This window comes from Terrabacter sp. Soil811 (genome assembly GCF_001429655.1).
Classification (GTDB): domain Bacteria; phylum Actinomycetota; class Actinomycetes; order Actinomycetales; family Dermatophilaceae; genus Terrabacter.
The window spans coordinates 618,980-641,845 of the sequence record NZ_LMSX01000008.1; the positions used below are offsets into that span (position 1 = coordinate 618,980).

The 22,866-nt window shown below is 72.1% G+C and carries 22 protein-coding genes; 20 read left to right on the forward strand and 2 right to left on the reverse strand.

Annotation, left to right across the window (positions count from 1 at the left end; genetic code table 11):
* Position 1 precedes the first annotated feature (1 nt).
* From ruvX to ASH01_RS13290, 11 genes are all read left to right on the forward strand, one after another.
* Positions 2-508 (forward strand): Holliday junction resolvase RuvX, encoded by a 507-nt coding sequence (gene ruvX, locus ASH01_RS13240; RefSeq protein WP_056776437.1) that lies wholly within the window; start codon positions 2-4, stop codon positions 506-508.
* Positions 505-1,728: an endolytic transglycosylase MltG gene (gene mltG, locus ASH01_RS13245; RefSeq protein ID WP_056776440.1), complete on the forward strand. Its 1,224-nt coding sequence runs from the start codon at positions 505-507 to the stop codon at positions 1,726-1,728. The genes ruvX and mltG overlap by 4 nt, the downstream gene beginning before the upstream one ends.
* The gene (locus ASH01_RS13250; RefSeq protein WP_056776442.1) at positions 1,722-2,582 is read left to right on the forward strand and encodes a shikimate dehydrogenase; all 861 of its coding nucleotides are present in this window, start codon (positions 1,722-1,724) and stop codon (positions 2,580-2,582) included. Before mltG ends, ASH01_RS13250 begins: the two co-directional genes overlap by 7 nt.
* An 8-nt stretch (positions 2,583-2,590) precedes the next feature.
* Positions 2,591-3,292: a prepilin peptidase gene (locus ASH01_RS13255; RefSeq protein ID WP_056776444.1), complete on the forward strand. Its 702-nt coding sequence runs from the start codon at positions 2,591-2,593 to the stop codon at positions 3,290-3,292.
* A 92-nt stretch (positions 3,293-3,384) separates the two neighbouring features.
* Positions 3,385-4,605: a chorismate synthase gene (aroC, locus tag ASH01_RS13260; protein ID WP_056776446.1), complete on the forward strand. Its 1,221-nt coding sequence runs from the start codon at positions 3,385-3,387 to the stop codon at positions 4,603-4,605.
* On the forward strand, positions 4,599-5,129 hold the full coding sequence (locus tag ASH01_RS13265) for a shikimate kinase (protein WP_056776449.1): 531 nt from the start codon (positions 4,599-4,601) through the stop codon (positions 5,127-5,129). The genes aroC and ASH01_RS13265 overlap by 7 nt, the downstream gene beginning before the upstream one ends.
* Positions 5,126-6,253, forward strand: coding sequence for a 3-dehydroquinate synthase (aroB, locus tag ASH01_RS13270; protein WP_056776450.1), 1,128 nt, complete (start codon positions 5,126-5,128; stop codon positions 6,251-6,253). Before ASH01_RS13265 ends, aroB begins: the two co-directional genes overlap by 4 nt.
* A 10-nt stretch (positions 6,254-6,263) precedes the next feature.
* A complete protein-coding gene (gene aroQ, locus ASH01_RS13275; protein WP_056776452.1) occupies positions 6,264-6,701 on the forward strand; it encodes a type II 3-dehydroquinate dehydratase in 438 nt (145 codons plus the stop codon).
* Between the two features lie 87 nt (positions 6,702-6,788).
* Complete coding sequence (locus tag ASH01_RS13280) at positions 6,789-7,316, forward strand: hypothetical protein (protein ID WP_056776455.1); 528 nt, start codon at positions 6,789-6,791, stop codon at positions 7,314-7,316.
* A 138-nt stretch (positions 7,317-7,454) separates the two neighbouring features.
* Positions 7,455-8,387, forward strand: coding sequence for an intradiol ring-cleavage dioxygenase (locus tag ASH01_RS13285; protein WP_082619824.1), 933 nt, complete (start codon positions 7,455-7,457; stop codon positions 8,385-8,387).
* 36 nt (positions 8,388-8,423) lie between these two features.
* On the forward strand, positions 8,424-8,717 hold the full coding sequence (locus tag ASH01_RS13290) for a hypothetical protein (protein WP_056776459.1): 294 nt from the start codon (positions 8,424-8,426) through the stop codon (positions 8,715-8,717).
* Positions 8,718-8,724: 7 nt separating this feature from the next.
* Here the strand turns inward: ASH01_RS13290 and ASH01_RS13295 are convergent, their stop codons facing one another.
* Positions 8,725-10,761: a HelD family protein gene (locus tag ASH01_RS13295; RefSeq protein WP_056776460.1), complete on the reverse strand. Its 2,037-nt coding sequence runs from the start codon at positions 10,759-10,761 to the stop codon at positions 8,725-8,727.
* Positions 10,762-11,035: 274 nt separating this feature from the next.
* On the opposite strand from ASH01_RS13295, the gene efp reads away from it, so the two are divergent.
* Both efp and nusB read left to right on the forward strand, forming a co-directional pair.
* On the forward strand, positions 11,036-11,599 hold the full coding sequence (gene efp / locus ASH01_RS13300) for an elongation factor P (RefSeq protein WP_020143980.1): 564 nt from the start codon (positions 11,036-11,038) through the stop codon (positions 11,597-11,599).
* Positions 11,600-11,615: 16 nt separating this feature from the next.
* Positions 11,616-12,029, forward strand: a complete 414-nt coding sequence (gene nusB / locus ASH01_RS13305) for a transcription antitermination factor NusB (protein ID WP_056776463.1) — start codon at positions 11,616-11,618, stop codon at positions 12,027-12,029.
* A 118-nt stretch (positions 12,030-12,147) separates the two neighbouring features.
* On the opposite strand, the gene ASH01_RS13310 is transcribed toward nusB, so the two are convergent.
* Entirely contained in the window at positions 12,148-13,251 is a 1,104-nt protein-coding gene (locus ASH01_RS13310) for a DNA glycosylase AlkZ-like family protein (RefSeq protein WP_056776465.1), read from the reverse strand.
* Positions 13,252-13,438: 187 nt separating this feature from the next.
* Between ASH01_RS13310 and pyrR the strand changes: the two genes are divergently transcribed.
* The 7 genes from pyrR to ASH01_RS13345 are packed head-to-tail and all read left to right on the forward strand — an operon-like array spanning position 13,439 to position 22,866.
* Entirely contained in the window at positions 13,439-14,041 is a 603-nt protein-coding gene (pyrR, locus tag ASH01_RS13315; protein ID WP_056776468.1) for a bifunctional pyr operon transcriptional regulator/uracil phosphoribosyltransferase PyrR, read from the forward strand.
* Positions 14,038-15,036 carry an aspartate carbamoyltransferase catalytic subunit gene (locus ASH01_RS13320; protein WP_056776472.1) on the forward strand — a complete coding sequence of 333 codons (999 nt, stop codon included), beginning with the start codon at positions 14,038-14,040 and terminating at the stop codon, positions 15,034-15,036. The genes pyrR and ASH01_RS13320 overlap by 4 nt, the downstream gene beginning before the upstream one ends.
* Complete coding sequence (locus ASH01_RS13325) at positions 15,033-16,370, forward strand: dihydroorotase (RefSeq protein ID WP_056776475.1); 1,338 nt, start codon at positions 15,033-15,035, stop codon at positions 16,368-16,370. The genes ASH01_RS13320 and ASH01_RS13325 overlap by 4 nt, the downstream gene beginning before the upstream one ends.
* 20 nt (positions 16,371-16,390) lie before the next feature.
* Positions 16,391-17,653: a glutamine-hydrolyzing carbamoyl-phosphate synthase small subunit gene (gene carA, locus ASH01_RS13330; protein WP_200961802.1), complete on the forward strand. Its 1,263-nt coding sequence runs from the start codon at positions 16,391-16,393 to the stop codon at positions 17,651-17,653.
* A 1-nt stretch (position 17,654) separates the two neighbouring features.
* Positions 17,655-21,029: a carbamoyl-phosphate synthase large subunit gene (gene carB, locus ASH01_RS13335; RefSeq protein ID WP_056776477.1), complete on the forward strand. Its 3,375-nt coding sequence runs from the start codon at positions 17,655-17,657 to the stop codon at positions 21,027-21,029.
* A complete protein-coding gene (locus ASH01_RS13340; RefSeq protein ID WP_056776480.1) occupies positions 21,026-21,916 on the forward strand; it encodes a dihydroorotate dehydrogenase electron transfer subunit in 891 nt (296 codons plus the stop codon). The genes carB and ASH01_RS13340 overlap by 4 nt, the downstream gene beginning before the upstream one ends.
* Positions 21,916-22,866 carry a dihydroorotate dehydrogenase gene (locus ASH01_RS13345; protein WP_056776482.1) on the forward strand — a complete coding sequence of 317 codons (951 nt, stop codon included), beginning with the start codon at positions 21,916-21,918 and terminating at the stop codon, positions 22,864-22,866. Before ASH01_RS13340 ends, ASH01_RS13345 begins: the two co-directional genes overlap by 1 nt.

The following is a 22,866-nucleotide window of genomic DNA, read 5'->3' on the forward strand; positions in this document are numbered from 1 at the left end:
CTTGACCGACCCCCGCACCCGTCCCGGGGCACGCGTCGGCGTCGACGTGGGCAATGCCCGCGTCGGCGTCGCCGCGTCGGACGCCTCGGGAGTGCTCGCCCACCCGGTGCGCACGCTGCCCCGCGACGTCGCGTCCGACAGCGACGTCGAGGCCATCGTCGCCCTGACGCGGGAGCTGGAGGCGATCGAGGTCGTCGTCGGCCTGCCGCGGCTGCTGTCGGGCGACGAGGGCGAGGCCGCCCGCATCGCGCGCGACTATGCCGGTCGGCTCGCGGCCCGTCTGGGTACGGTGGGGGTGCGGATGGTCGATGAACGCTTGACCACCGTGGACGCGCACCGCAGACTACGCGACAGCGGCGTCCCGGGTCGGGGGCAACGGGCCGTCGTCGACCAGGCCGCTGCGGTGCTCATCCTGCAGTCGGCCCTCGACACCGAAGCGCTGTCGGGCAGGCCGCCCGGAGAGACCGTCACGCCGGGGGGCAAACGGAAGAAGGAACGTCGCCGATGAAGGACCATCTCGAGACATCCATCTTCGGCGACCACGAGGAGACCGTCGAGCACGTCGAGGAGACGCACGCCGCGCCCCCGATGAGCCGACGCGAGATGCGCGAGCAGGAGCTCGCCGCTCGCAAGCGCAGCAGCCGTCGCGGCGGCAAGGGCGGCTCCTCCGGTGCGCCGAAGGGAAGGCCGTCCGTCTTCCGGCGACTCGTCGTCATCGTGCTCGCCCTCGCCGTCATCGGTGGCGGCGTGGCCGTCGCCTACAAGGCGCTCAAGCCCGTCGTCGAGGGCTTCCTCGAGTCCAACGACTACCCGGGGCCGGGCACGGGCGAGATCCGCGTGACCGTCGACCAGGGTGCGGGCGGCAGCGCGATCGCCAAGACCCTCGCCGAGCAGGACGTCGTCAAGTCGAGCAAGGCCTTCATCGAGGCCGCCAACAACGACCCGAAGAGCGCAGGCATCCAGCCGGGCGTCTACGAGATGAAGAAGCAGATGAAGGCGTCCGACGCCCTCTCGATCCTCGTCGACCCGAAGAACCGCCTCGTCACCCGCGTCACCATCCCCGAGGGGCTCTGGGCGACCGAGATCTACGCCAAGCTCTCCGCGTCGTCGGGCATCCCGGTGGCGCAGTACACCGCCGCGGCCAAGAAGGTCGACGAGCTCGGACTGCCGCCGTCGGCCAAGGGCAACCTCGAGGGTTACCTCTTCCCGGCGAGCTACGAGTTCGGCCCGACGGCCACGGCGCTCGACCAGCTCAAGCAGATGGTCGCCGAGTCGACGAAGCGTCTGGACGCACTCGGCATCACACCCGACCGGATGGAGCGTGTCGTCACGGTCGCGAGCCTCGTCGAGGGTGAGGCCCAGCTCGACTCCGACCGCCCCAAGGTCGCCCGAGTCGTCGAGAACCGTCTCGCGGCCAAGATGTCGCTCGGTTTCGACTCGACGGTCAACTACATCTTCAAGAAACGCGGCGTGCCGACGCAGGAGATGCTCGACAGCAACAACCCCTACAACACGCGCCGGTTCACGGGCCTGCCTCCCGGCCCGATCTCCAACCCCGGCGAGAGCGCCCTCGAGGCAGCCGCCAGCCCGGTGGCCGGACCGTGGCTCTACTTCGTGACGGTCAACCTCGACACCGGCGAGACGAAGTTCGCCGCGACGTACGAGGAGCACCAGCGCAACGTGGCCCAGTTCCAGAAGTGGTGCACCGACAACAAGGGCAAGTGCTGAGCGAGGGGCGCGGCGTCGCCCGACACTGTGCGGTGTGGGGCAGCCCGATCGGGCACTCGCTCTCACCCGTGCTGCACCGCGCGGCGTATGCGGCCCTGGCCCTGCACCACTGGTCCTACGAGCGGCGCGAGGTCGACGAGGCCAGCTTCGCCGACGCCTTCGCGGGGCTCGACGAGACCTGGGTCGGCCTGTCGCTGACGATGCCGCTCAAGGAGGTCGCGCTGCGCGCTGCGACGACGGTGACGCGGGTCGCGGCGGTCACGGGTGCCGCCAACACCCTCGTGCGCGACGCAGACGACTCGTCCGGTTGGACGGCGCACAACACCGACGTCCACGGCCTCACGACGGCGCTGCGCCTCGCCGGGTGCACCGACCCCACGAGCCTGCTGGTCATCGGGTCGGGCGCCACCGCCCGCTCGGCGATCGCGACGCTGGCACCCGGCGGGCGCGTCGTCCTCATGGTCCGGCACCGGGTCCGCCCCGAGACGCTGGCACAGGCCGAGGCCGCCGGACTGACCGTCGAGACCGTCGGACTGGGGGAGTGGGCCGCAGGGGCCGAGGTCGACGCCGTCGTCAGCACCGTCCCACCTGCGTCGGTGCCCGACCTCGACGGCTTCCCCGTCGCGACCCACCGAGACCACCGCCCCGTCGTCCTCGACGCCGTCTACGGCTCGGGCGAGACGCGCCTCCAGCGCACAGCCCGTGAGCGTGGCTGGAGCGTCGCCGAGGGCACCGACATGCTCCTGCACCAGGCCACCGAGCAGGTGCGCCTCATGACGGGTCACGACGCACCGCTCGGCGCCATGTCGGACGCCCTCCGGGTGGCGCTGCGCGATCGGCGTGACGAGCCGTGATCCCACCGATGACGTGGGCCGAGGCCCCCGGTGCGCCGTGGTGGTTCGTCCTGGCGCTCGCCGTCGCCGGTGCGCTCGTCGGAGTGGTGCTCCGTCGCCGCGTCGCGACGGGTGGCTACCGGCTCGACGACGAGACGGGGCCGCTGCCGCGGGTGCCCTCGGTGGTCGTCCCCGTCGCGCTCGCCCTGCTCTGGGGGCTGCTCGGCTGGCGTTTCGGTCCGCTGTCGGACTGGGCGCTGACGCCGGCCTACCTCGCGTTCGCCTTCGTCGCGGTCGCCCTCGCCTGGATCGACGCCGACGTGCACCGCCTCCCGCGCGGACTGACGCGGCCGGCATACCCCCTGCTCGTCGCCCAGCTCGCGCTGGCGTCCCTCGCCTCGGGCGACTGGGAGGCGCTGCGGCGGGCGGCGATCGCCGGTGCCGTCCTCTGGACGATCTACTTCGTCCTCGCCCTCGTGGCCGCGCTGCTCGGCAGCGGCTTCGGCTACGGCGACGTGACGCTCGCCGGGCTCGTCGGTCTCGCGACGGGCTACGTGAGCGTGTCGACGACCCTGGTCGCGTCGTACGCCGCGTTCATCCTCGCGGGGGTCTACGGGCTCGTGCGGCTCGTCCGCCGGCGCGGCACCCGCAAGGACGACATCGCCTTCGGCCCGTGGATGCTGCTCGGCCTGCTCATCTCGCTCCTCGTCCAGGTGCGCCCGCTCGTCTGACCGACCCGAACCCGACGGAGCCGGCCCCGGCCCGCGGTCCCGCGGAGCGGGCGGGTCGGGGGCGACGACGGACCCCGTGGGAGGATCGGGTCATGTTGCGTTGGTTGACGGCCGGTGAGTCGCACGGTCCCGCACTCGTCGCCATGATCGAGGGGCTCCCCGCCGGCGTCGAGGTCGGCGCGAAGGACCTGCAGGACGCCCTGTCCCGCCGCCGACTCGGCTACGGCCGCGGCGCGCGGATGAAGTTCGAGCAGGACGAGGTCGAGTTCCTCGGCGGGCTGCGCCACGGCCTGACGCTCGGTTCGCCGATCGCGGTGCGCATCGGCAACAGCGAGTGGCCCAAGTGGACGACCGTGATGAGCCCCGAGGCCGTCAGCGACGAGGCGTTCGCCGCCTCCGACGACGTCAACGCCGAGAAGGAGGTCGCGCGCAACAAGCCGCTGACCCGACCGCGGCCGGGTCATGCCGATCTCGTCGGCATGCAGAAGTACGGCCACGAGGACGCCCGCCCCGTGCTCGAGCGCGCGTCGGCCCGTGAGACGGCGGCCCGGGTCGCCCTCGGTGAGATCGCCGCTCGGTTCCTCGAGCAGTCCTACGGCATCCGCCTCGTCTCACACACCGTCTCGATCGGGACGGCGGGTGTGCCCGCAGGCGCGGCCCTGCCGACGCCCGACGACGTCGAGCGTCTCGACGCCGACCCGGTGCGCGCCTTCGACCCGTCGGGGTCCGCGGCCATGGTCGCGGAGGTCGACGCGGCGAGGAAGGACGGCGACACCCTCGGCGGCGTCGTCGAGGTGCTCGCCTACGGCGTGCCGCCGGGCCTCGGCTCGCACGTCCACTGGGACCGAAAGCTCGACGGGCAGCTCGCCCAGGCCCTCATGAGCATCCAGGCGATCAAGGGCGTCGAGGTCGGCGACGGCTTCGAGACGGCCCGCCGTCGTGGCTCCGAGGCGCACGACGAGATGGAGATGGTCGACGGCGTCATCACCCGTCGCACCGGCCGCGCCGGTGGCACCGAGGGTGGCATGTCGACCGGTCAGGTGCTCCGCGTCCGCGCCGCGATGAAGCCGATCAGCACGGTGCCCCGCGCCCTGTCGACGGTCGACGTCGCGACGGGCGAGGCCGCGACCGCCATCCACCAGCGTTCCGACGTGTGCGCCGTGCCCGCAGCGGGCGTCGTCGCCGAGGCGATGGTCGCGCTCGTGCTCGCGCAGTCCTGCCTCGAGAAGTTCGGGGGCGACTCGGTGGCCGAGACGTCACGCAACCACACGGCATACCTCGACGGCATCCGGGAGGGGCTGCGCACATGGTGAACGACCACGTGACCCGACCGGTCGCCGTCGTCGTCGGGCCTCCCGGCGCCGGCAAGACCACGGTCGGCCAGGCCCTCGCGGCGCGGCTCGGCGTGCCGTTCCACGACGTCGACGCGGCCATCGAGGCCGCGCAGGGACGCTCGATCTCCGACATCTTCGTCGACGACGGCGAGTCGGTCTTCCGCGACCTCGAGCGTGCCGAGGTGGCGCGTGCCCTCGCGGAGGAGTCTGGCGTCCTCTCGCTCGGTGGGGGAGCCGTCATGGACCCGCTCACCGAGGTGGCCCTCGCCGGCCACGCCGTCGTCTTCCTCGACGTCGCCATCGCCGACGCGAGCAAGCGGATCGGCTTCGACCGCTCGCGCCCGCTGCTGTCGGTCAACCCCCGCGCATCGTGGGTGCGGATGATGAACGACCGTCGCCCCACCTACGAGCGCGTCGCGACCGTGCGCGTCGACACCGCGGGACGCACGCCCGAGGAGGTCGTCGACGTCGTCGTCGCCGAGCTCGAGGCGGCCCGCGCGTGAGCGGTGCGGCCGAGCCGACGACGATCCCCGTCGGCGACGACTACGACGTCGTCATCGGGTCCGGCGTCCTCGACCGGGTCGGTCACCTGCTCGGCGACGACGTCGAGCGCGTCCTCGTCGTCCACCCCCCGACGCTGCCGGAGCTGACCTCGCGTCTCACCGCGGCCCTCGAGAGCCAGGGGTATGCCGTCCACGTCGCCGAGGTGCCCGACGCGGAGGCCGCCAAGACGGCCGAGGTCGCGGCAGCCCTCTGGGCCCAGCTGGGCCGGGCGGGCTTCACCCGCACCGACGCCGTCGTGGGAGTCGGAGGCGGCACGGTGACCGACCTCGCCGGCTTCGTCGCGGCGTCATGGCTGCGCGGCGTGCGCGTCGTCCAGGTACCGACGACCCTGCTCGGGATGGTCGATGCAGCCGTGGGCGGCAAGACCGGCATCAACACCGCCGAGGGCAAGAACCTCGTCGGTGCCTTCCACCCCCCGGCCGGGGTGCTCTGCGACGTCGACGTCCTCTCGACCCTGCCCGAGGCCGACCTCGTCGCGGGACTGGCCGAGGTCGTCAAGTGCGGCTTCATCGCCGATCCGGTCATCCTCGACCTCGTGGAGATGGCCGTCGCCGACGACGCGGAGCAGGCGCGCAGCGCCGCCAACCCGCACCTGCGTGAGCTCATCGAGCGCGCCGTCCGGGTCAAGGCCGAGGTCGTCGCCGCGGACCTGCGCGAGAGCTCGCTGCGCGAGATCCTCAACTACGGCCACACCTTCGGCCACGCCATCGAGCAGGTGGAGCACTACTCGTGGCGGCACGGCGAGGCAGTCGGAGTCGGCATGGTCTACGTCGCCGAGCTCGCCCGCCTCACCGGTCACCTGACCGGTCCCGAGGGCGACGCGCTCGTCGCTCGACACCGCTCGGTCCTCGGGTCGCTCGGCCTCCCGACGACGTATGCCGCGGGGCGCTGGGACGAGCTGCTCACCGCGATGCGACGCGACAAGAAGTCCCGGGGCTCGACGCTGCGTTTCGTCGTGCTCGACGGGTTGGGCCGGCCGAACCGTCTGGCCGGGCCTGACGACGCGCTGCTCCAGGCGGCCTACGGCCTCGTGTCGCGGCGCCCCGACGCGAGGGCTCACTAGACTCACGGCCATGACGGCACCCACGGTCTTCGTCCTGTCGGGCCCCAACCTGAACCGTCTCGGCAGCCGCGAGCCGGAGGTCTACGGCTCCGACACGCTCGACGACGTCCACGCCGCGGTGCAGCGCGAGGCGCGCGAGCTCGGACTCGTCGCCGACTGCCGCCAGACCAACCACGAGGGCGAGCTCATCGACTGGCTGCACGAGGCCGTCGACGTCGGCGCCGACGTCGTGCTCAACCCGGGCGCCTTCACCCACTACTCGTATGCCGTCCGCGACGCGTGTGCCATCGTGACGACGAGCGGTCGCAGCCTCGTCGAGGTGCACCTGAGCAACCCGGCCGCGCGCGAGGAGTTCCGGCACACGTCCGTCGTCGCGGGCGTCGCGACCGGCACCGTCGCCGGCTTCGGCCTGCAGTCCTACCTGCTGGCGCTGCGCGCCCTCGTCTGACGCCACGGACGGGCGCCCCGTCACGATGTGGTGACTGAGCCCGAGGCTGGCGGTCCGGCTCGACTCCGGACGTCGTACGTTGCTGTCGTGACCCTCGCAGGGCGGCTTGCAGCCGGCGGCGCGGTGCTCGTCGCCGCGGGCGCGCTGTCGGGATGCGTGCAGCCGGTCCGGCATCCGCCAGCGGCCCCGGCAGCGACCACCGTCGTGGTGACCGGCTGCCCGCCGCTGGTGGTCACGCCGGTGCAGCGCGCACTCATCGACTTCACCGACTTCGTCGTGCACGACGGCGTCACCTACAGCTCGCGCCCTGATCGGCCGCAGGCGCTCGCACCCGCCCAGCTCGGACCGGAGGTCTTCCGGGTCTCGTGCACCTACTCGAGTCTCAACGAGCTCACCCAGTCCGAGCTGCCGGAGGCCACGGAGCACTCGGCCGGCTTCATCCCGGCCCGGTCACCGGTGTTCGAGCTCAAGGGATGGTCGACGGCCTGTCGCCTCGCCGCCCAGCACGACGGCAGGTGGTACGTCTACCTCGCCACGGTCGACACGCCCGACGCCTCCAGGGTCAAGGAGTGTGCGCTCGACCCCGGCCGGTGGACGCAGGACGAGCGTTCGTGATGCCTGGGACCGAGGGTGCCCCTCGATGACAGCCGCTCTCACAGCGGCCGCACAGACGGCGCAACGGCTCAGCACGGACGCGACTCCCAGAGTCTTCTCAGGAGGGACCACCGGGTCCCGCGACGAAAGGGTCGGCCCATGGCACCGCGTACTCCCTCGGCTCCTCCGCACGATTGGCTCGACGAGCACGGCCACGAGATCGAGGACCACGACCGGGGTCTCGTCTACGACCTCCAGACGCTCGTCGACCGGCGTCGTGCCCTGACCCTCTTCGGTGGTCTCGGGGTCGCCGGCGCGCTCGCGGCGTGCAGCACCGGGACGCCGTCCGCGGCCTCGACCGGATCGGCGACGAGCAGCTCGACGAGTGCGAGCACGTCCTCGGCGTCCACGACGAGTGCCGCAGCCGGGACGTCTATGGCCACCTCCGGCGACACGGCCGACGCCGACCTCGTCGAGGCGCCGGACGAGACCGCGGGTCCCTACCCGGGCGACGGCTCCAACGGCCAGAACGTCCTCGACGACTCGGGCATCGTGCGCCGCGACATCCGCAGCAGCTTCGGCTCGTCGGCGACGACGGCCGAGGGAGTGCCCCTCACGGTCAAGCTGACGGTGAAGGATCTCGCGACGAGCTCGGCGCTCGTCGGCGCCGCCGTCTACGTCTGGCACTGTGACCGCGACGGCAACTACTCGATGTACAGCCAGGCCGCGGCCGACGAGAACTACCTGCGCGGCGTGCAGGCCACCGACGAGTCGGGCACGGCGACCTTCACGTCGATCTTCCCGGCCTGCTACGCGGGGCGCTGGCCGCACATCCACTTCGAGGTCTACTCGAAGGTGAGCGACGCGACGTCGAGCGGCCCCATCGTCAAGACGTCACAGATCGCCCTGCCCCAGGCCACCTGCGAGGCGGTCTATTCCACGACCGGCTACGAGCAGAGCGTCGGCAACCTCTCACAGGTCAGTCTCCAGCGCGACAACGTCTTCGGTGACGACGGTGGCATCCACCAGCTCGCGACGATGTCGGGCAGCGCGTCGTCCGGCTACACCGCGGCGCTGACGATCGGCGTCTGACCGCGATCAGACCGGGACGAGTGGGAGCCTGATGCCATGAGTGACAACGAGGAGCTCGTCGTCAGTGCGATGGCGATCAACGTGACGATCCCGGAGCTGCTGCGCTGGAACGACTCCCGCCGGGGTCAGGAGTTCCGGCTCGACACCCTCAACGTCCGGATGCTCCCTGACGGCCACCTCGCGGCCAAGGCGTACGGCCGACCCGTCGAGGGCGGGCGCGGGGCCTACGTGTCGTTCACCGTGCCGGACCGCCCCGAGCTCGCTGCACTCGTCGCGGCCGCCGCGGACCGGGCCGCTGAGAGGTGGGCGGCCCACCAGGGGCTCGGCTGAGCCCGCGTCAGGCAGCGCCGAGCGCCTCGGGGAGCGGCTCGGCGTGCACGATCGTCAGCTCCGAGACCGCTCGGGTCAGCACGACGTAGAGGCGCCGCAGTCCGGTGCGCTCGTCGGGCTCGGCCGCGGCGATCGCGGCCGGCTCGACGACGATGGTGCGGTCGAACTCCAGACCCTTGGCGACGCTGGCCGGCACGACCTCGACCTGGTGGTCCTCGTCGTCGCCGTGGTCGCGGTCGAGCCGGCCGTGGGAGACACTGGCAGCCGCGAGGGCGGCCGAGACCCGGTCGACGTCGGTGTCCGGCGCGATGACGCCGACCGAGCCGGCAGCGCTCGCAGCGCGTTCGACCGCCCGCACGACCTCGACGTCGAGCTCGCCCGCCGCTGCGGGTCGGATCTCGAGCCGTCCGGGGTTGTCGCGCACCGACACCGGTGCGCCGAGGCCCGGCGCCATGACGGGCAGCAGGCGCGCGGCGTACTCGATGACGACGGCCGGGACCCGGAAGCCGCGGTCGAGCACGACGAGGTCGTGGTCCTCCTTGCCAAGGTGACGCATGGCCTCGTCCCAGGACGCGGTCGCCCACGGCGTCGTGCCCTGGGCGATGTCGCCGAGGACGGTGACCGAGCCCGTCGAGCACCGCCGGCCGACGGCGCGCAGCTGCATGGGGGAGAGGTCCTGCGCCTCGTCGAGCACGACGTGGCCGAGACTCGGCAGGCGACGCAGCAGGTCGTCGAGCTCGTCGAGCAGGGCCATGTCGGCCCGCGACCAGCGGGCGGCGCCCTTGGTGCGGGCCGGCTTGTCCCACAGCAGCATCGACTGCTCCGCGTCGGTCAGGTCGTCGCCGGCAGCGGCCCGCAGCGCGTCGGCGTCGGACCACAACCGGTTCAGCACCCCCTGCGGGTCGAGCGCGGGCCAGACGGACGAGACGTACGTCTTGACGGCGGCCGACCTGGCGACGGCGTCCTGCACGCGGTCGTCGGGCGCCTCGCCGGCGCGCTCCATCTCGAGCAGGACGTGGTGCGCGAGCCGCTGGGGGAGGAGGTCGCGTGCGGCGGAGTAGCGCACGCCGCGGGCGGCCAGCTCGTCGAGGATGTCGGCCACCTCGGAGGCCGGCACGCGCCACTTGCGCACACCGCGCGGTACGATGACCGCCTCCGTGGGGCGCACGATGCTCGACCAGACGGCCCGGCGCAGCACCGACGCGAGGCGCGGGTCGCCCTTGAGGGCGGCGACGTCGGCCGTCTCCTCGGCGCGCACCCGGCCGTGGTCGAGCAGGCTCTCGATCGTCGCGTGGCCGACTCGCACCTCGCCGAGCGACGGCAGGACGGCGCCGATGTGGTCGAGGAAGGCGCGGTTGGGGCCGACGACGAGCACACCGGAGCGGTCCAGGCGGTCGCGGAAGGAGTAGAGCAGCCACGCAGCACGGTGCAGCCCGACGGCCGTCTTGCCCGTGCCCGGCGCACCCTGCACGCAGACACTCACGGCCACGTCGCTGCGGACGATCTCGTCCTGCTCCGGCTGGATCGTCGAGACGATGTCGCGCATCGGACCGGTGCGGGGGCGCTCGATCTCGGCCGCGAGGAGCGAGCCTGCCGGCGAGCCGGACTGATCGGGCTCGCGCAGGTGCTCGTCCTCGAGGGCGGTGAGGCGACCCCTGTCGACGCCGAACCGACGCCGCAGCACGACGTCCATCGGCTCGAGCGGCGACGCCCGGTAGAACGCGGTCGAGATCGGGGCGCGCCAGTCGACGACGACGGGGTCGCCCGCCTCGTCGGAGACGTGCCGTCGGCCGATGTGGAACTGCTCCGCCGGCCCGTCCGTGGGGTCGAGGTCGATCCGGCCGAAGAAGAGGGTCGTGCGCGGGTCGTCCTGCAGCGACGCGATGCGTCGGGCCAGCACCCAGCCGAGGACCTCGCCCGAGATCGCATCGCTCGCCTTCGACGCGTCGAGCGACTCCGCGAGCCGGCGCATCCGGGCCAGCTGCTCCCGCGCGTCGTCGAGGTAGGCCTGCTCCCGGGCGAGTTCGGAGTCGAGCGACGTCACGCGCAGCAGCCTTCCGTGCAGGGCAGCACGCCGAGAAGGTGCAGACTCACCGGGACTTCGAGGCGGTGGGTGGCGACCTGCTCGGTGCGTTGCGGGCGGGGGAACGGGTCAGCGTACACCGGCGAGGACGGCGACGGGTGTGCGCGATTCCGCGATCGGGTGGCGTCCCGGCTAGACTCGTGCGGCAACTCCCCAAGACAGTGAACGCCCGGCGATCCGGCGTGCCCAGAGGCGCGCGCCCCGACCGGCCGGCATACGAAAGTGGTTTGTGACGATGGCTTCGACCAACGACCTGAAGAACGGCATGGTGCTCAACATCGAGGGACAGCTCTGGTCCGTCGTCGAGTTCCAGCACGTGAAGCCCGGCAAGGGCCCTGCGTTCGTGCGCACCAAGCTCAAGGCCGTCCTCTCGGGCAAGGTCGTCGACAAGACGTTCAACGCCGGTACCAAGGTCGAGACGAGCAACGTCGACAAGCGGACGATGCAGTACCTCTACAAGGACGGCACCGACTTCGTCTTCATGGACACCGACACCTACGACCAGCTCAACGTGTCGGAGACCGTCGTCGGCGACGCCGCCAACTACCTCCTCGAGAACCAGAACGCGCTCGTCGCCACCAACGAGGGCCTGCCGCTCTACGTCGAGCTGCCCGCGTCGGTCGTCCTCGAGATCACGCACACCGAGCCGGGCCTGCAGGGCGACCGCTCGACCGGCGGCACCAAGCCGGCCACCCTCGAGACCGGCGCCCAGATCAACGTGCCGCTCTTCCTCGAGTCCGGCACCCGCGTCAAGGTCGACACCCGCGACGGGTCGTACCTCGGCCGAGTCAACGACTGAGCGGACGCGAATTCCCTTGGCAGCACGCAGCAAGGCCCGTACCCGGGCGCTCGACATCCTCTTCGAGGCGGACCAGCGCGGCCTCAACGCCGAGACGCTCCTCGACGAGCGCCTCGGCGACCGCGAGTCGCGGGCCGCGAACAACCCGTACACCGCGGACCTCGTGCGCGGCGTCGTCGGGCGCTGGAACGACATCAACGCCGCGCTGACCGACTACAGCCAGGGCTGGACCCTCGACCGGATGCCTGCCGTCGACCGCACGATCCTGCGCCTCGGCGCGTGGGAGGTCCTCTGGAACGACGAGATCCCCGACGGCGTGGCGATCTCCGAGGCCGTGGCGCTCGCCACCGACCTCTCGACGGACGAGTCGCCGGCCTTCGTCAACGGACTGCTCGCGCGCATCGCCGAGGTCAAGGCCACCATCGTCTGACGCAGCGGCGCACGCCCCTGCGATCGAAGGGCACCCACCGCGGCCGGTGGGTGCCCTTCGCCGTCGCTGCCCCGTCGGTCGGGGTCGGTCAGGGTCGGTCAGGGTCGGTCAGGGTCGGTCAGGCGGTCGTCACGACCGGCTCGAGCGAGCGCCCGAGGACCTCGCCCAACCGCGCGGCCTCCTCGTCGAGCGCGGTGCTCGGGGGCGATCCGTGACCGGCGGCCCACGCGACCCGCAGCTCTCCGCGGACGACCGACCACGTGCCGCACACGACCCCGCCGCGCAGGACGACGTCGGCTCCCCGCGTCACCGCGGGGCGCAACGCCGGGGGCACGACATGCGCGTCCTTCGTGCCTGCGCCCATGACCCACGGGTCGTGGCCGGGGAGCAGCCGCACGGCGTCCGTCGGCTGGGCCGCGCGCAGGCTGTCGGCGTCCTCCGCGAGCACATACGCTGTCCCGCCCGCGACCTCGACGGGCTCGAGGTGCTCGCGCAGGTCCGCCAGCCAGCCGTCGATCCGCCGGCGTCCGGCGCTGAGGCCGTCGCCGAGCCAGTAGTGGACGTGCTCGGGCGTCGCGGGGCCGTACGCGTGGAGGTAGGCGCGGACGGCGTGCGGGCCCGCCGCAGCGAGGTCCCACACGCCCGCCCACCGGGGGTTGGCTTCGAGCCCCTGGAACGTCGCCCGTCCGTCGCGTGGCGGCCCGAACCCCATGTCGCCCTGCCACGTCAGTGCCTTGCTGAGGGTGACGGCTCCCTCGTCGAAGACGGGGCGTAGGTGGCGGTAGGCGGAGCCCCGGGTCACGGCCGAGCCGAGCTCGGCGACGGTGAGCGGCCCGTCGGCGAGGGCCTCGCGCACGGCAGCGCGGAACCCCGGCCAGTCCTTCGGGCCGAGCCGGTAGTACTCCTGCCAGCTCTTCCGCTCCCACTGACGGCCGGCCGCGCGCAGCGCGAGGTAGGCGCCGCCGTCCTCCGGGGTGAGGTAGTGGGTGCCCCCGCGGAACGCGTACACCTTGACGAGGCGACCGTCGACGAGCGCCCGGGCCACCTCGTGGGGGCGTGACCGAGCGCGCCGGAGGCGCACGGTGAGCTCGGCGAGCCGCTCCTCCTTGGCCGGGACGGCCCCGAGCCGCCGCACGACCTCGGCGACCGACCCTCCGCCCACGGGATCGAGGAGCTGTTGCTGCAGCCGCCAGGAGAGGGCCCCGGCCCAGGTGATCGACACCCTCGGAGGCTAGCCGCGGTGGCGGACGATCGGGGTCCGGGTCACGGACGGACCCGTCGTTGCGACCGTTCGGGACGTTCTCACGGTGTGGCGCGGTGTCGGGGCGTCGTGAGCCGGACGTTACACTCGGCGCCGTAGACATCCTTTAACCACCGTCCTGTGAGGCGGGGAAGGAGGTCCAGCGGCGATGCCCTGCCCTGACCTGAGCGCACCTGACCAGTCATCGACGGACCGCTCGAGCATCCCTGAGGACGCTCGCGACGTCATGAGCGAGGGAGACATCTCCCGGGCGCTGCGGCGCATCGGTCACGAGATCCTCGAGCGCAACAAGGGCAGCGAGGGGCTCGTCCTCCTCGGCATCCCCTCGCGCGGGGTCCCGCTCGCCCGCCGCCTGGCGGCCTGCATCGAGGAGGTCGAGGGGACCGCGGTGCCCGTCGGCGAGCTCGACATCACGCTCCACCGCGACGACCTGCGCCGCAACCCGGTGCGCACGGCTCATCGTTCGCGCATCCCGGCCGGCGGCATCGACGACCAGGTCGTCGTCCTCGTCGACGACGTCCTCTACTCCGGGCGCACCATCCGCGCCGCCCTCGACGCGCTCTCCGAGCTCGGTCGACCCCGCGCCGTGCGCCTCGCCGTGCTCGTCGACCGGGGCCACCGCGAGCTGCCGATCCGCGCCGACCACGTCGGCAAGAACCTGCCGACCTCGAGCGCCGAGCGGGTGCACGTCCGGGTCGCCGAGGTCGACGGCCTCGACATCGTGCGGATCAGCGGGGGTGACGCGCGATGACCAAGCACCTCATCTCCTCCGCCGACCTCAGCCGCGCCGAGGTCGAGGACATCCTCGAGACCGCGGCCTCGATGCACGACCTCCAGCGACGCGAGGTCAAGAAGGTGCCGACCCTGCGCGGGCGCACGGTCATCAACTTCTTCTTCGAGGACTCGACCCGCACCCGCAGCTCGTTCGAGATCGCGGGCAAGTGGATGTCGGCCGACACCATCAACCTCTCGGCCAAGGGCTCCTCGACGAGCAAGGGCGAGAGCCTCCGCGACACGGCGATGACCGTCGACGCCATGGCGGTCGACGCGCTCGTCATCCGGCACCACGCGTCCGGTGCCTGCCACCAGGTCGCGCAGTGGGTGCGCTGCAGCGTCATCAACGCGGGCGACGGCACCCACGAGCACCCGACGCAGGCCCTGCTCGATGCGTACACGCTGCGCACCCGGCTCGGTGACCTCGACGGCAAGCACGTCGTCATCGTCGGCGACCTGACCCACTCCCGCGTCTTCCGCAGCAACGTCATCACGCTCAAGACGCTCGGCGCCCGCGTCACGGTCGTCGCGCCGCCGACGCTCATGCCGAGCGGCATCGGGGCGTGGAGCGCGGCCGACGGCTTCGCGACGAGCTGGGACCTCGACCCCGTCCTCGACGGTGAGGGCGAGCACGGGCCCGTCGACGCCGTCATGATGCTCCGCGTCCAGCGCGAGCGGATGAGCGGTGGCTACTTCCCGACGGCGCGCGAGTACACCGTCGGCTACGGCCTGACGCGCGACCGGCTGGAGCGCCTCGTCGCCCGCAACGACGACGTCCTCGTGCTCCACCCCGGCCCGATGAACCGCGGCCTCGAGATCGCACCCGAGGCGGCCGACTCCCCGCAGTCGGTCGTGCTCGACCAGGTCTCGGCCGGCGTCGCGGTCCGGATGGCCGTGCTCTACCACCTGCTCGCCGGCGAGGACACGCCCGCGCCCATGCCCGCCAGTGCCACCGAAGGAGCCGTCCGATGACCCGCCTCGTGATCCGCGGCACCCGGCTGCTCGGTGCCGACCAGGCCGACCTGCTCGTCGAGGACGGCGTCATCACCGAGGTCGGCTCGGTCTCGGTGCCCTCGGACGCCGAGGTGCTCGACGCCGACGGCCTCGTCGCACTTCCCGGCCTCGTCGACCTGCACGTGCACCTGCGCGAGCCGGGCCGCGAGGATGCCGAGACGATCGCCACCGGCTCGGCGGCCGCTGCCGCCGGCGGCTTCACCGCCGTCTTCGCCATGGCCAACACGAGCCCCGTCACCGACACCGCCGAGGCCGCCGAACGCGTGCTCGACCTCGGGCGCGCGTGCGGGCTCACCGAGGTGGTCCCCGTCGGCGCCGTGACCAAGGGCCTCGAGGGCGCCGAGCTCGCCGAGCTCGGTCTCATGGCCCGCTCGCGGGCGAAGGTGCGTGTCTTCAGCGACGACGGCCACTGCGTGCACGACGCGCGGATCATGCGCCGGGCACTCGAGTACATCAAGCCCTTCGGCGGCGTCGTCAGCCAGCACGCGCAGGACCCGCGCCTCGCGGGCCGCGAGGCCTGCTGCCACGAGGGCGAGGTCTCCGGTCGGCTCGGCCTGCCCGGTTGGCCCGGCATCGCCGAGGAGTCGATCGTCGCGCGTGACGTCATGCTGGCCCGACACACCGGATCCCGCATCCACGTCGCGCACGTCTCGACCGCCGGGACCGTCGAGGTCATCCGCTGGGCGAAGGCGCAGGGCATCGACGTCACCGCCGAGGTCACGCCCCACCACCTCGTGCTGACGACCGACCTCCTGCTCGGCTACGACCCCGTCTACAAGGTCAACCCGCCGCTGCGCCCGACCGAGGACGTCGAGGCCCTGCGCGCGGCCCTGGCCGACGGCACCATCGACGCGGTCGCCACCGACCACGCCCCCCACGCTCTTCACGACAAGGAGCACGCCTTCGTCGACGCGGCCTTCGGGATGCTCGGCCTCGAGACGGCCCTCTCGGTCGTCAGCGACGTCATGGTGCGAACCGGCCTGCTCGACTGGGCCGACGTGGCACGGGTCATGTCGACCGCGCCGGCACGGATCGGCGGGCTCGCCCACCAGGGAAGGGAGCTCGCCGTCGGCAGCCCCGCCCACATCACCCTCGTCGACCCCGACCGCGAGGTCACGGTCGACGCCGCCGCGAGCCGCAGCCGCTCGCGCAACAACCCGTGGCACGGGCGCACCCTGCACGGAGCCGTCCTCGCGACGGTCCACGCGGGGCGCGTCACCCACGACGTCCGCAACGGCGCGGGCACCCGACGAGAACTGACGAACGCGACGACCTCGGGAGCAGACCTGTGACCACCCAGACCCCCCTGACCGTGCCCACCCGTGACGGGTGGCCCAGACGCACCCGCGTGGCGGCGACCCTCGTGCTCGAGGACGGCCGCACCTTCCACGGGTCGTCCTACGGTGCACTGGGCCAGACCGTCGGCGAGGCCGTCTTCTCCACCGGCATGACGGGCTACCAGGAGACGCTGACCGACCCGAGCTACCACCGGCAGGTCATCGTCATGACCTCGCCGCACGTCGGCAACACGGGCGTCAACACCGAGGACGACGAGAGCAGCCGCATCTGGGTCGCCGGCTACGTCGTGCGCGACCCCGCCATCCGGGCGTCGAACTGGCGCGCCACGCGCGACCTCGAGGACGAGCTCGTCGACCAGGGCGTCGTCGGCATCTGCGACATCGACACGCGCGCCCTGACCCGCCACCTGCGCGAGCGCGGGGCGATGCGGGTCGGCATCTTCAGCGGTGACGCCGCCGAGCGCCCCGAGGCCGAGCTGCTCGAGGCGGTTCGCACGAGCCCGCAGATGGCCGGGGCCGCGCTCGCCGCCGAGGTCACCACCTCCGAGCCGTATGCCGTCCCGGCCGTCGGCGACAAGAGGTTCACCGTCGCGGCCGTCGACCTCGGCATCAAGGCGATGACCCCGGCGCTCATGGCCCAGCGCGGCATCGAGGTGCACGTGCTGCCGGCCACCGCGACGATCGACGACGTCCTGGCGGTGGGGGAGTCCGGCCCCGACGGCGTCTTCTTCTCCAACGGTCCCGGAGACCCTGCCACCGCCGAGCGCGAGGTCGCGCTGCTGCGTGAGGTGCTCGACCGCGGCATCCCGTTCTTCGGCATCTGCTTCGGCAACCAGCTGCTCGGTCGCGCCCTCGGCTTCGGCACGTACAAGCTGAAGTACGGCCACCGCGGCATCAACCAGCCGGTCATGGACCGCACGACCGGGAAGGTCGAGGTGACCGCTCACAACCACGGCTTCGCGGTGGACGCACCCCTCGACGAGGACAGCGACACGGCATACGGCCGCGTCCGTGTCTCGCACGTGTGCCTCAACGACGACGTCGTCGAGGGGCTCGAGTGTCTCGACCGTCCCGCGTACTCCGTGCAGTACCACCCCGAGGCCGCGGCCGGCCCGCACGACGCCGCCTACCTCTTCGACCGCTTCGTGGAGCTCATGGAACACGGTCCGGCGCGCGTCGCGCCTGGACTGACGAGCGAAGCGAGCGAAGCGAGCCAGCCGAGGAGGGAAGGCGTGACGACACCAAGCGCCGGACCCGCGACCGGAGGGAGCAAATAACATGCCAAAGAGAAGCGACATCCAGAGCGTGCTCGTCATCGGGTCGGGGCCGATCGTCATCGGCCAGGCCTGCGAGTTCGACTACTCCGGCACCCAGGCCTGCCGCGTGCTGCGCGAGGAGGGCATCCGCGTCATCCTCGTCAACAGCAACCCGGCGACGATCATGACCGACCCCGAGTTCGCCGACGCCACCTACGTCGAGCCGATCACGCCCGAGGTCGTCGAGGCGATCATCGCCAAGGAGCGCCCCGACGCCGTCCTCGCCACCCTCGGCGGGCAGACGGCGCTCAACTGCGCGATCTCGTTGCACGAGAACGGAGTTCTCGAGAAGTACGGCTGCCCGCTCATCGGGGCCAACGTCGAGGCGATCCAGCTCGGCGAGGACCGCGAGAAGTTCAAGGGCGTCGTCGAGCGGTGTGGTGCCGAGTCGGCCAAGTCCCTCATCTGCCACTCGATGGACGAGCTGCTCGCGGCCGCGGACGAGCTCGGCTACCCGGTTGTCGTGCGCCCGTCGTTCACGATGGGCGGCCTCGGGTCGGGCTTCGCCTACGACGAGGCCGACCTGCGCCTCCTCGGCGGTGCCGGGCTCCAGTACAGCCCCACGACCGAGGTGCTCCTCGAGGAGTCGATCCTCGGCTGGAAGGAGTACGAGCTCGAGGTCATGCGTGACCACGCCGACAACGTCGTCGTCGTCTGCTCCATCGAGAACCTCGACCCCATGGGCGTGCACACGGGTGACTCGATCACCGTCGCGCCGGCCCTGACGCTCACCGACCGCGAGTACCAGCGGCTGCGCGACATCGGCATCGCCGTCATCCGTGAGGTCGGCGTCGACACCGGCGGCTGCAACATCCAGTTCGCCGTCAACCCCGACGACGGACGCATCATCGTCATCGAGATGAATCCGCGCGTCTCGCGGTCGAGCGCGCTGGCCTCCAAGGCGACTGGCTTCCCGATCGCCAAGATCGCGGCGAAGATGGCCATCGGCTACACGCTCGACGAGGTGCCCAACGACATCACCCGCGAGACCCCGGCGAGCTTCGAGCCGTCGCTCGACTACGTCGTCGTCAAGGTGCCGCGCTTCGCCTTCGAGAAGTTCCCGGCGGCCGACCCGACGCTGACGACGACGATGAAGTCGGTCGGCGAGGCGATGGCGATCGGGCGCAACTTCACCGAGGCGCTGCAGAAGGCCCTGCGCTCGCTCGAGAAGAAGGGAGCGAGCTTCCACTGGGACGGCGAGATCACCAAGGCCGCCGCCGAGCGAGCGCTCGAGGAGGCCAGGATCCCGACCGACGGCCGCATCGTGCTCGTGCAGCAGGCGCTGCGCGGCGGGTGCAGCGTCGAGGAGGTCCACGACGCCACCGGCATCGACCCGTGGTTCCTCGACCAGATCGCGCTGATCAACGACGTCGCGACGATGCTCGCCGACGCCCCCCAGCTGACGCCGGAGCTGCTCCGCCTCGTCAAGCGCCACGGTTTCAGCGACGCCCAGGTGGCCTCCGTCCGGCGTATGCCGGAGGCCGTGGTCCGCGGCGTGCGCCACGCCCTCGGGGTGCGCCCGGTCTACAAGACCGTCGACACGTGCGCGGCCGAGTTCGCCGCGACGACGCCCTACCACTACAGCTCGTACGACGAGGAGACCGAGGTCGCGCAGCGCGAGCGTCCGGCCGTCATCATCCTCGGCTCGGGACCGAACCGCATCGGGCAGGGTGTCGAGTTCGACTACTCCTGCGTGCACGCGTCGTTCTCCTTGCGCGACAAGGGATTCGACACGGTCATGGTCAACTGCAACCCCGAGACGGTCTCGACCGACTATGACACGAGCAGCCGTCTCTACTTCGAGCCGCTGACGCTCGAGGACGTCCTCGAGGTCATCCACGCCGAGAGCCAGGCCGGGCCGATCGCAGGCGTCATCGTGCAGCTCGGCGGTCAGACGCCGCTCGGACTCGCGCAGGCGCTCGAGGACGAGGGGGTGCCCATCGTCGGCACGTCGCCGAGCGCGATCCACCTCGCCGAGGACCGTGGTGCCTTCGGCCAGGTGCTGGCCCGGGCGGGCCTCATCGCCCCGAAGCACGGCACGGCCTACAGCTCGGACGAGGCCCTCGTCGTCGCGCGCGAGATCGGCTACCCGGTGCTCGTGCGCCCGTCCTACGTGCTCGGCGGTCGCGGCATGGTCATCGTCTACGACGACGACTCCCTCGTGACCTACGTCGAGAAGGCGACCGAGGCCTCGCCCGACCACCCGATCCTCATCGACCGCTTCCTCGACGACGCGATCGAGATCGACGTGGACGCGCTCTTCGACGGCGAGGACATGTACCTCGGCGGGATCATGGAGCACGTCGAGGAGGCCGGGATCCACTCGGGCGACAGCTCGTGCACGCTGCCGCCCGCCACGCTCGGCGACGGTGAGCTCGAGCGCGTGCGCGTCGCGACGCGCAAGCTCGCCGAGGGCATCGGCGTCCGCGGCCTCATGAACGTCCAGTTCGCGCTGGCCCAGGACATCCTCTACGTCATCGAGGCCAACCCCCGGGCGTCGCGCACGGTGCCGTTCGTCGCCAAGGCGACGGGCGTGCCCATCGCGAGCGCCGCGGCCCGGGTCATGCTCGGCGCCACGATCAAGGAGCTGCGCGAGGAGGGCATGCTGCCCCCGACCGGCGACGGCGGACGGATGCCCGACCACGCTCCCGTCTCGTGCAAGGAGGCGGTGCTGCCCTTCAAGCGCTTCCGCACCAAGGAGGGCGTCGCGGTCGACTCGCTCCTCGGCCCGGAGATGCGCTCGACGGGCGAGGTCATGGGCATCGACGTCGACTTCGGCTCGGCCTTCTCCAAGGCCCAGCAGGGCGGTGGGTCGGCGCTGCCGCGCTCCGGGGCGATCTTCGTGTCGGTGGCCAACCGGGACAAGCGCGCCATGCTCTTCCCGGTCAAGCGCCTCGTCGACCTCGGCTTCACCATCCTCGCGACGAGTGGCACGGCCGCGGTGCTCAAGCGCAACGGCATCCCCGCGACGCTGGTCCGCAAGATCACCGAGCGCGACGGTGACGCCCCGGGGGAGAAGTCGATCGTCGACCTCATCCGCGAGGGCACCGTGCAGATGGTCGTCAACACGCCGTCGGGCCAGGACGCACGTGCCGACGGCTACGCGATCCGCGCGGCCACGACGAGCGCCGACAAGCCGATCATCACGACCATCGCGACGCTCGCCGCCGCCGTGCTCGGCATCGAGGCGGGGCTCACGGAGGAGATCCGCGTCAAGTCGCTGCAGGACCACGCGCGCGACCTCGACCTCTACGGTCGCGGCACGGCAGCGGCGCCGTCCACCGCGCCGGCATCGGCCACGGCTACGGCGACGGCGACGGCTGGAGCGACCGCATGAGCGAGCGCCAGCTGCGCGCCCGGGTGACGCAGGAGGTCGCGGAGGTCATCGCGACCCGGCGGGTCGGCGCGTACCAGCACCTCACCCTCGTCGCCCCCGGCGTCGCCGAGCTGGCCCGCCCGGGTCAGTTCGTCGCGCTCGCCGTCGGCGGCGAGACGTCCGGCACCCTGTTGCGCCGGTCCTTCTCGATCCACAAGGTCAGCCCGAGCAGCACCTACGGCGGCACGGTCGAGATCGTCGTCTCGGCCGTCGGCACCGGCACCCGGTGGATCGTCGACCGCGCGCCGCACGACACGATCGACGTCGTCGGCCCGCTCGGCAAGGCGTTCCCGCTGCCGACCGACCCCGTGGCCTGCGTCCTCGTCGGCGGCGGCTACGGCAGCGCACCGCTCTTCTGGCTCGCGGCCGAGCTGCGCGAGCGCGGCTGCCACGTCGAGATGGTCCTGGGTGCTGCGAGCGAGGACCGTCTCTTCGGCGTCGTCGAGGCCCGGCGCAGCTGCGACGGCGTCACGGTGACGACCGATGACGGCTCGGTCGGTCAGCGGGGCTGGGTCAGCGACCCGCTGCCCGAGATCATCGAGCGCACGAAGGCGGGTGTCGTCTACGGCTGCGGCCCGATGGGGATGCTCGAGTCGATCACCCGGGTCGCCCAGGCGCACGACGCCGTCGCACAGGTCGCCGTCGAGGAGTCCATGGCCTGTGGTGTCGGCGTCTGCATGACGTGCGTCATGCCGGTCGTCGGCTCCGACGGACGCACCCGGATGGTGCGCTCGTGCGTCGAGGGGCCCGTCTTCCGCGGCGACCGCGTCCGCTGGGACGCCTTCGACGGAGGCCATGCCCGCGTCCCCGACGATGCCGTCGGCGCCCCGAAGGTGGGTGGCCACTGATGGTGGACCTCTCCGTCGACCTCGGGGGCGGCCACCGGCTGCCCAACCCGCTCATGACCGCCTCGGGCTGCGCGGCCAACGGCAGGGAGCTGCACCGCTTCTTCGACGTCGCCGACCTCGGCGCCTTCGTCACCAAGTCCGTCATGGCCGACCCGCGGTCCGGCCGTGGCACCCCCCGCATGGCCGAGACGCCATCGGGGATGCTCAACTCGATCGGCCTGCAGGGCCCGGGCATCGAGGCGTTCGTCGACGAGGACCTGCCATGGCTCCAGTCCGTCGGCGCGCGCGTGCTGCCCTCGATCGCCGGCAGCTCGAGCACCGAGTACGCCCACGTCGCAGCCACGCTGCGCGCCAGCCGGGCCTTCGAGGCCGTCATCGGCGTCGAGGTGAACATCTCGTGTCCCAACGTCGCCAACCGCGGCCTCGTCTTCGCCTGCGACCCGCTCGCCTCGGCCAAGGTCATCGCCCTGGTGCGCGAGCAGCTCCCGCGCGACATCCCGGTGTTCGCCAAGCTGAGCCCGGACGTCACCGACATCACCGCCATCGCGGCCGCCTGCGTCAAGGCGGGCGCCGACGGCCTGACGATGATCAACACCCTGCTCGGCATGGTCATCGACACCGACCGGATGCGTCCGCAGCTCGGCGGGGTCACCGGCGGCCTGTCGGGACCCGGCATCCGACCGGTCGCGGTGCGGGCCATCTGGCAGGTGCGTCAGGCGATGTTCGAGGGCCGCATCCCCACCGTGCCGATCATCGGCGTCGGGGGCGTGCGTACCGGCCGTGACGCCCTCGAGCTCGTCGCCGCCGGCGCGAGCGCGATCCAGGTCGGCACCGCCGTCTTCAACGACCCGTCGGCGCCGGTCCGTGTCCTGCGCGAGCTCTGCGAGCTGCTCGACGCCAAGGGCTTCGAGCGCTTCACCGACGCCGTCGCCGTGGCCCACGGCCGCTGA

Bases quoted from the DNA above. Each gene is read 5' to 3' on its own strand.
- aroQ (WP_056776452.1), top strand. From the start codon at position 6,264: ATGACGGCACCCACGGTCTTCGTCCTGTCGGGCCCCAACCTGAACCGT.
- pyrR (WP_056776468.1), top strand. From the start codon at position 13,439: ATGCCCTGCCCTGACCTGAGCGCACCTGACCAGTCATCGACGGACCGC.
- ASH01_RS13265 (WP_056776449.1), top strand. From the start codon at position 4,599: ATGGTGAACGACCACGTGACCCGACCGGTCGCCGTCGTCGTCGGGCCT.
- ASH01_RS13325 (WP_056776475.1), top strand. From the start codon at position 15,033: ATGACCCGCCTCGTGATCCGCGGCACCCGGCTGCTCGGTGCCGACCAG.
- ASH01_RS13340 (WP_056776480.1), top strand. From the start codon at position 21,026: ATGAGCGAGCGCCAGCTGCGCGCCCGGGTGACGCAGGAGGTCGCGGAG.
- efp (WP_020143980.1), top strand. From the start codon at position 11,036: ATGGCTTCGACCAACGACCTGAAGAACGGCATGGTGCTCAACATCGAG.
- ASH01_RS13285 (WP_082619824.1), top strand. From the start codon at position 7,455: ATGGCACCGCGTACTCCCTCGGCTCCTCCGCACGATTGGCTCGACGAG.
- carB (WP_056776477.1), top strand. From the start codon at position 17,655: ATGCCAAAGAGAAGCGACATCCAGAGCGTGCTCGTCATCGGGTCGGGG.
- ASH01_RS13320 (WP_056776472.1), top strand. From the start codon at position 14,038: ATGACCAAGCACCTCATCTCCTCCGCCGACCTCAGCCGCGCCGAGGTC.
- ASH01_RS13255 (WP_056776444.1), top strand. From the start codon at position 2,591: ATGACGTGGGCCGAGGCCCCCGGTGCGCCGTGGTGGTTCGTCCTGGCG.
- ASH01_RS13345 (WP_056776482.1), top strand. From the start codon at position 21,916: ATGGTGGACCTCTCCGTCGACCTCGGGGGCGGCCACCGGCTGCCCAAC.
- aroC (WP_056776446.1), top strand. From the start codon at position 3,385: ATGTTGCGTTGGTTGACGGCCGGTGAGTCGCACGGTCCCGCACTCGTC.
- mltG (WP_056776440.1), top strand. From the start codon at position 505: ATGAAGGACCATCTCGAGACATCCATCTTCGGCGACCACGAGGAGACC.
- ASH01_RS13290 (WP_056776459.1), top strand. From the start codon at position 8,424: ATGAGTGACAACGAGGAGCTCGTCGTCAGTGCGATGGCGATCAACGTG.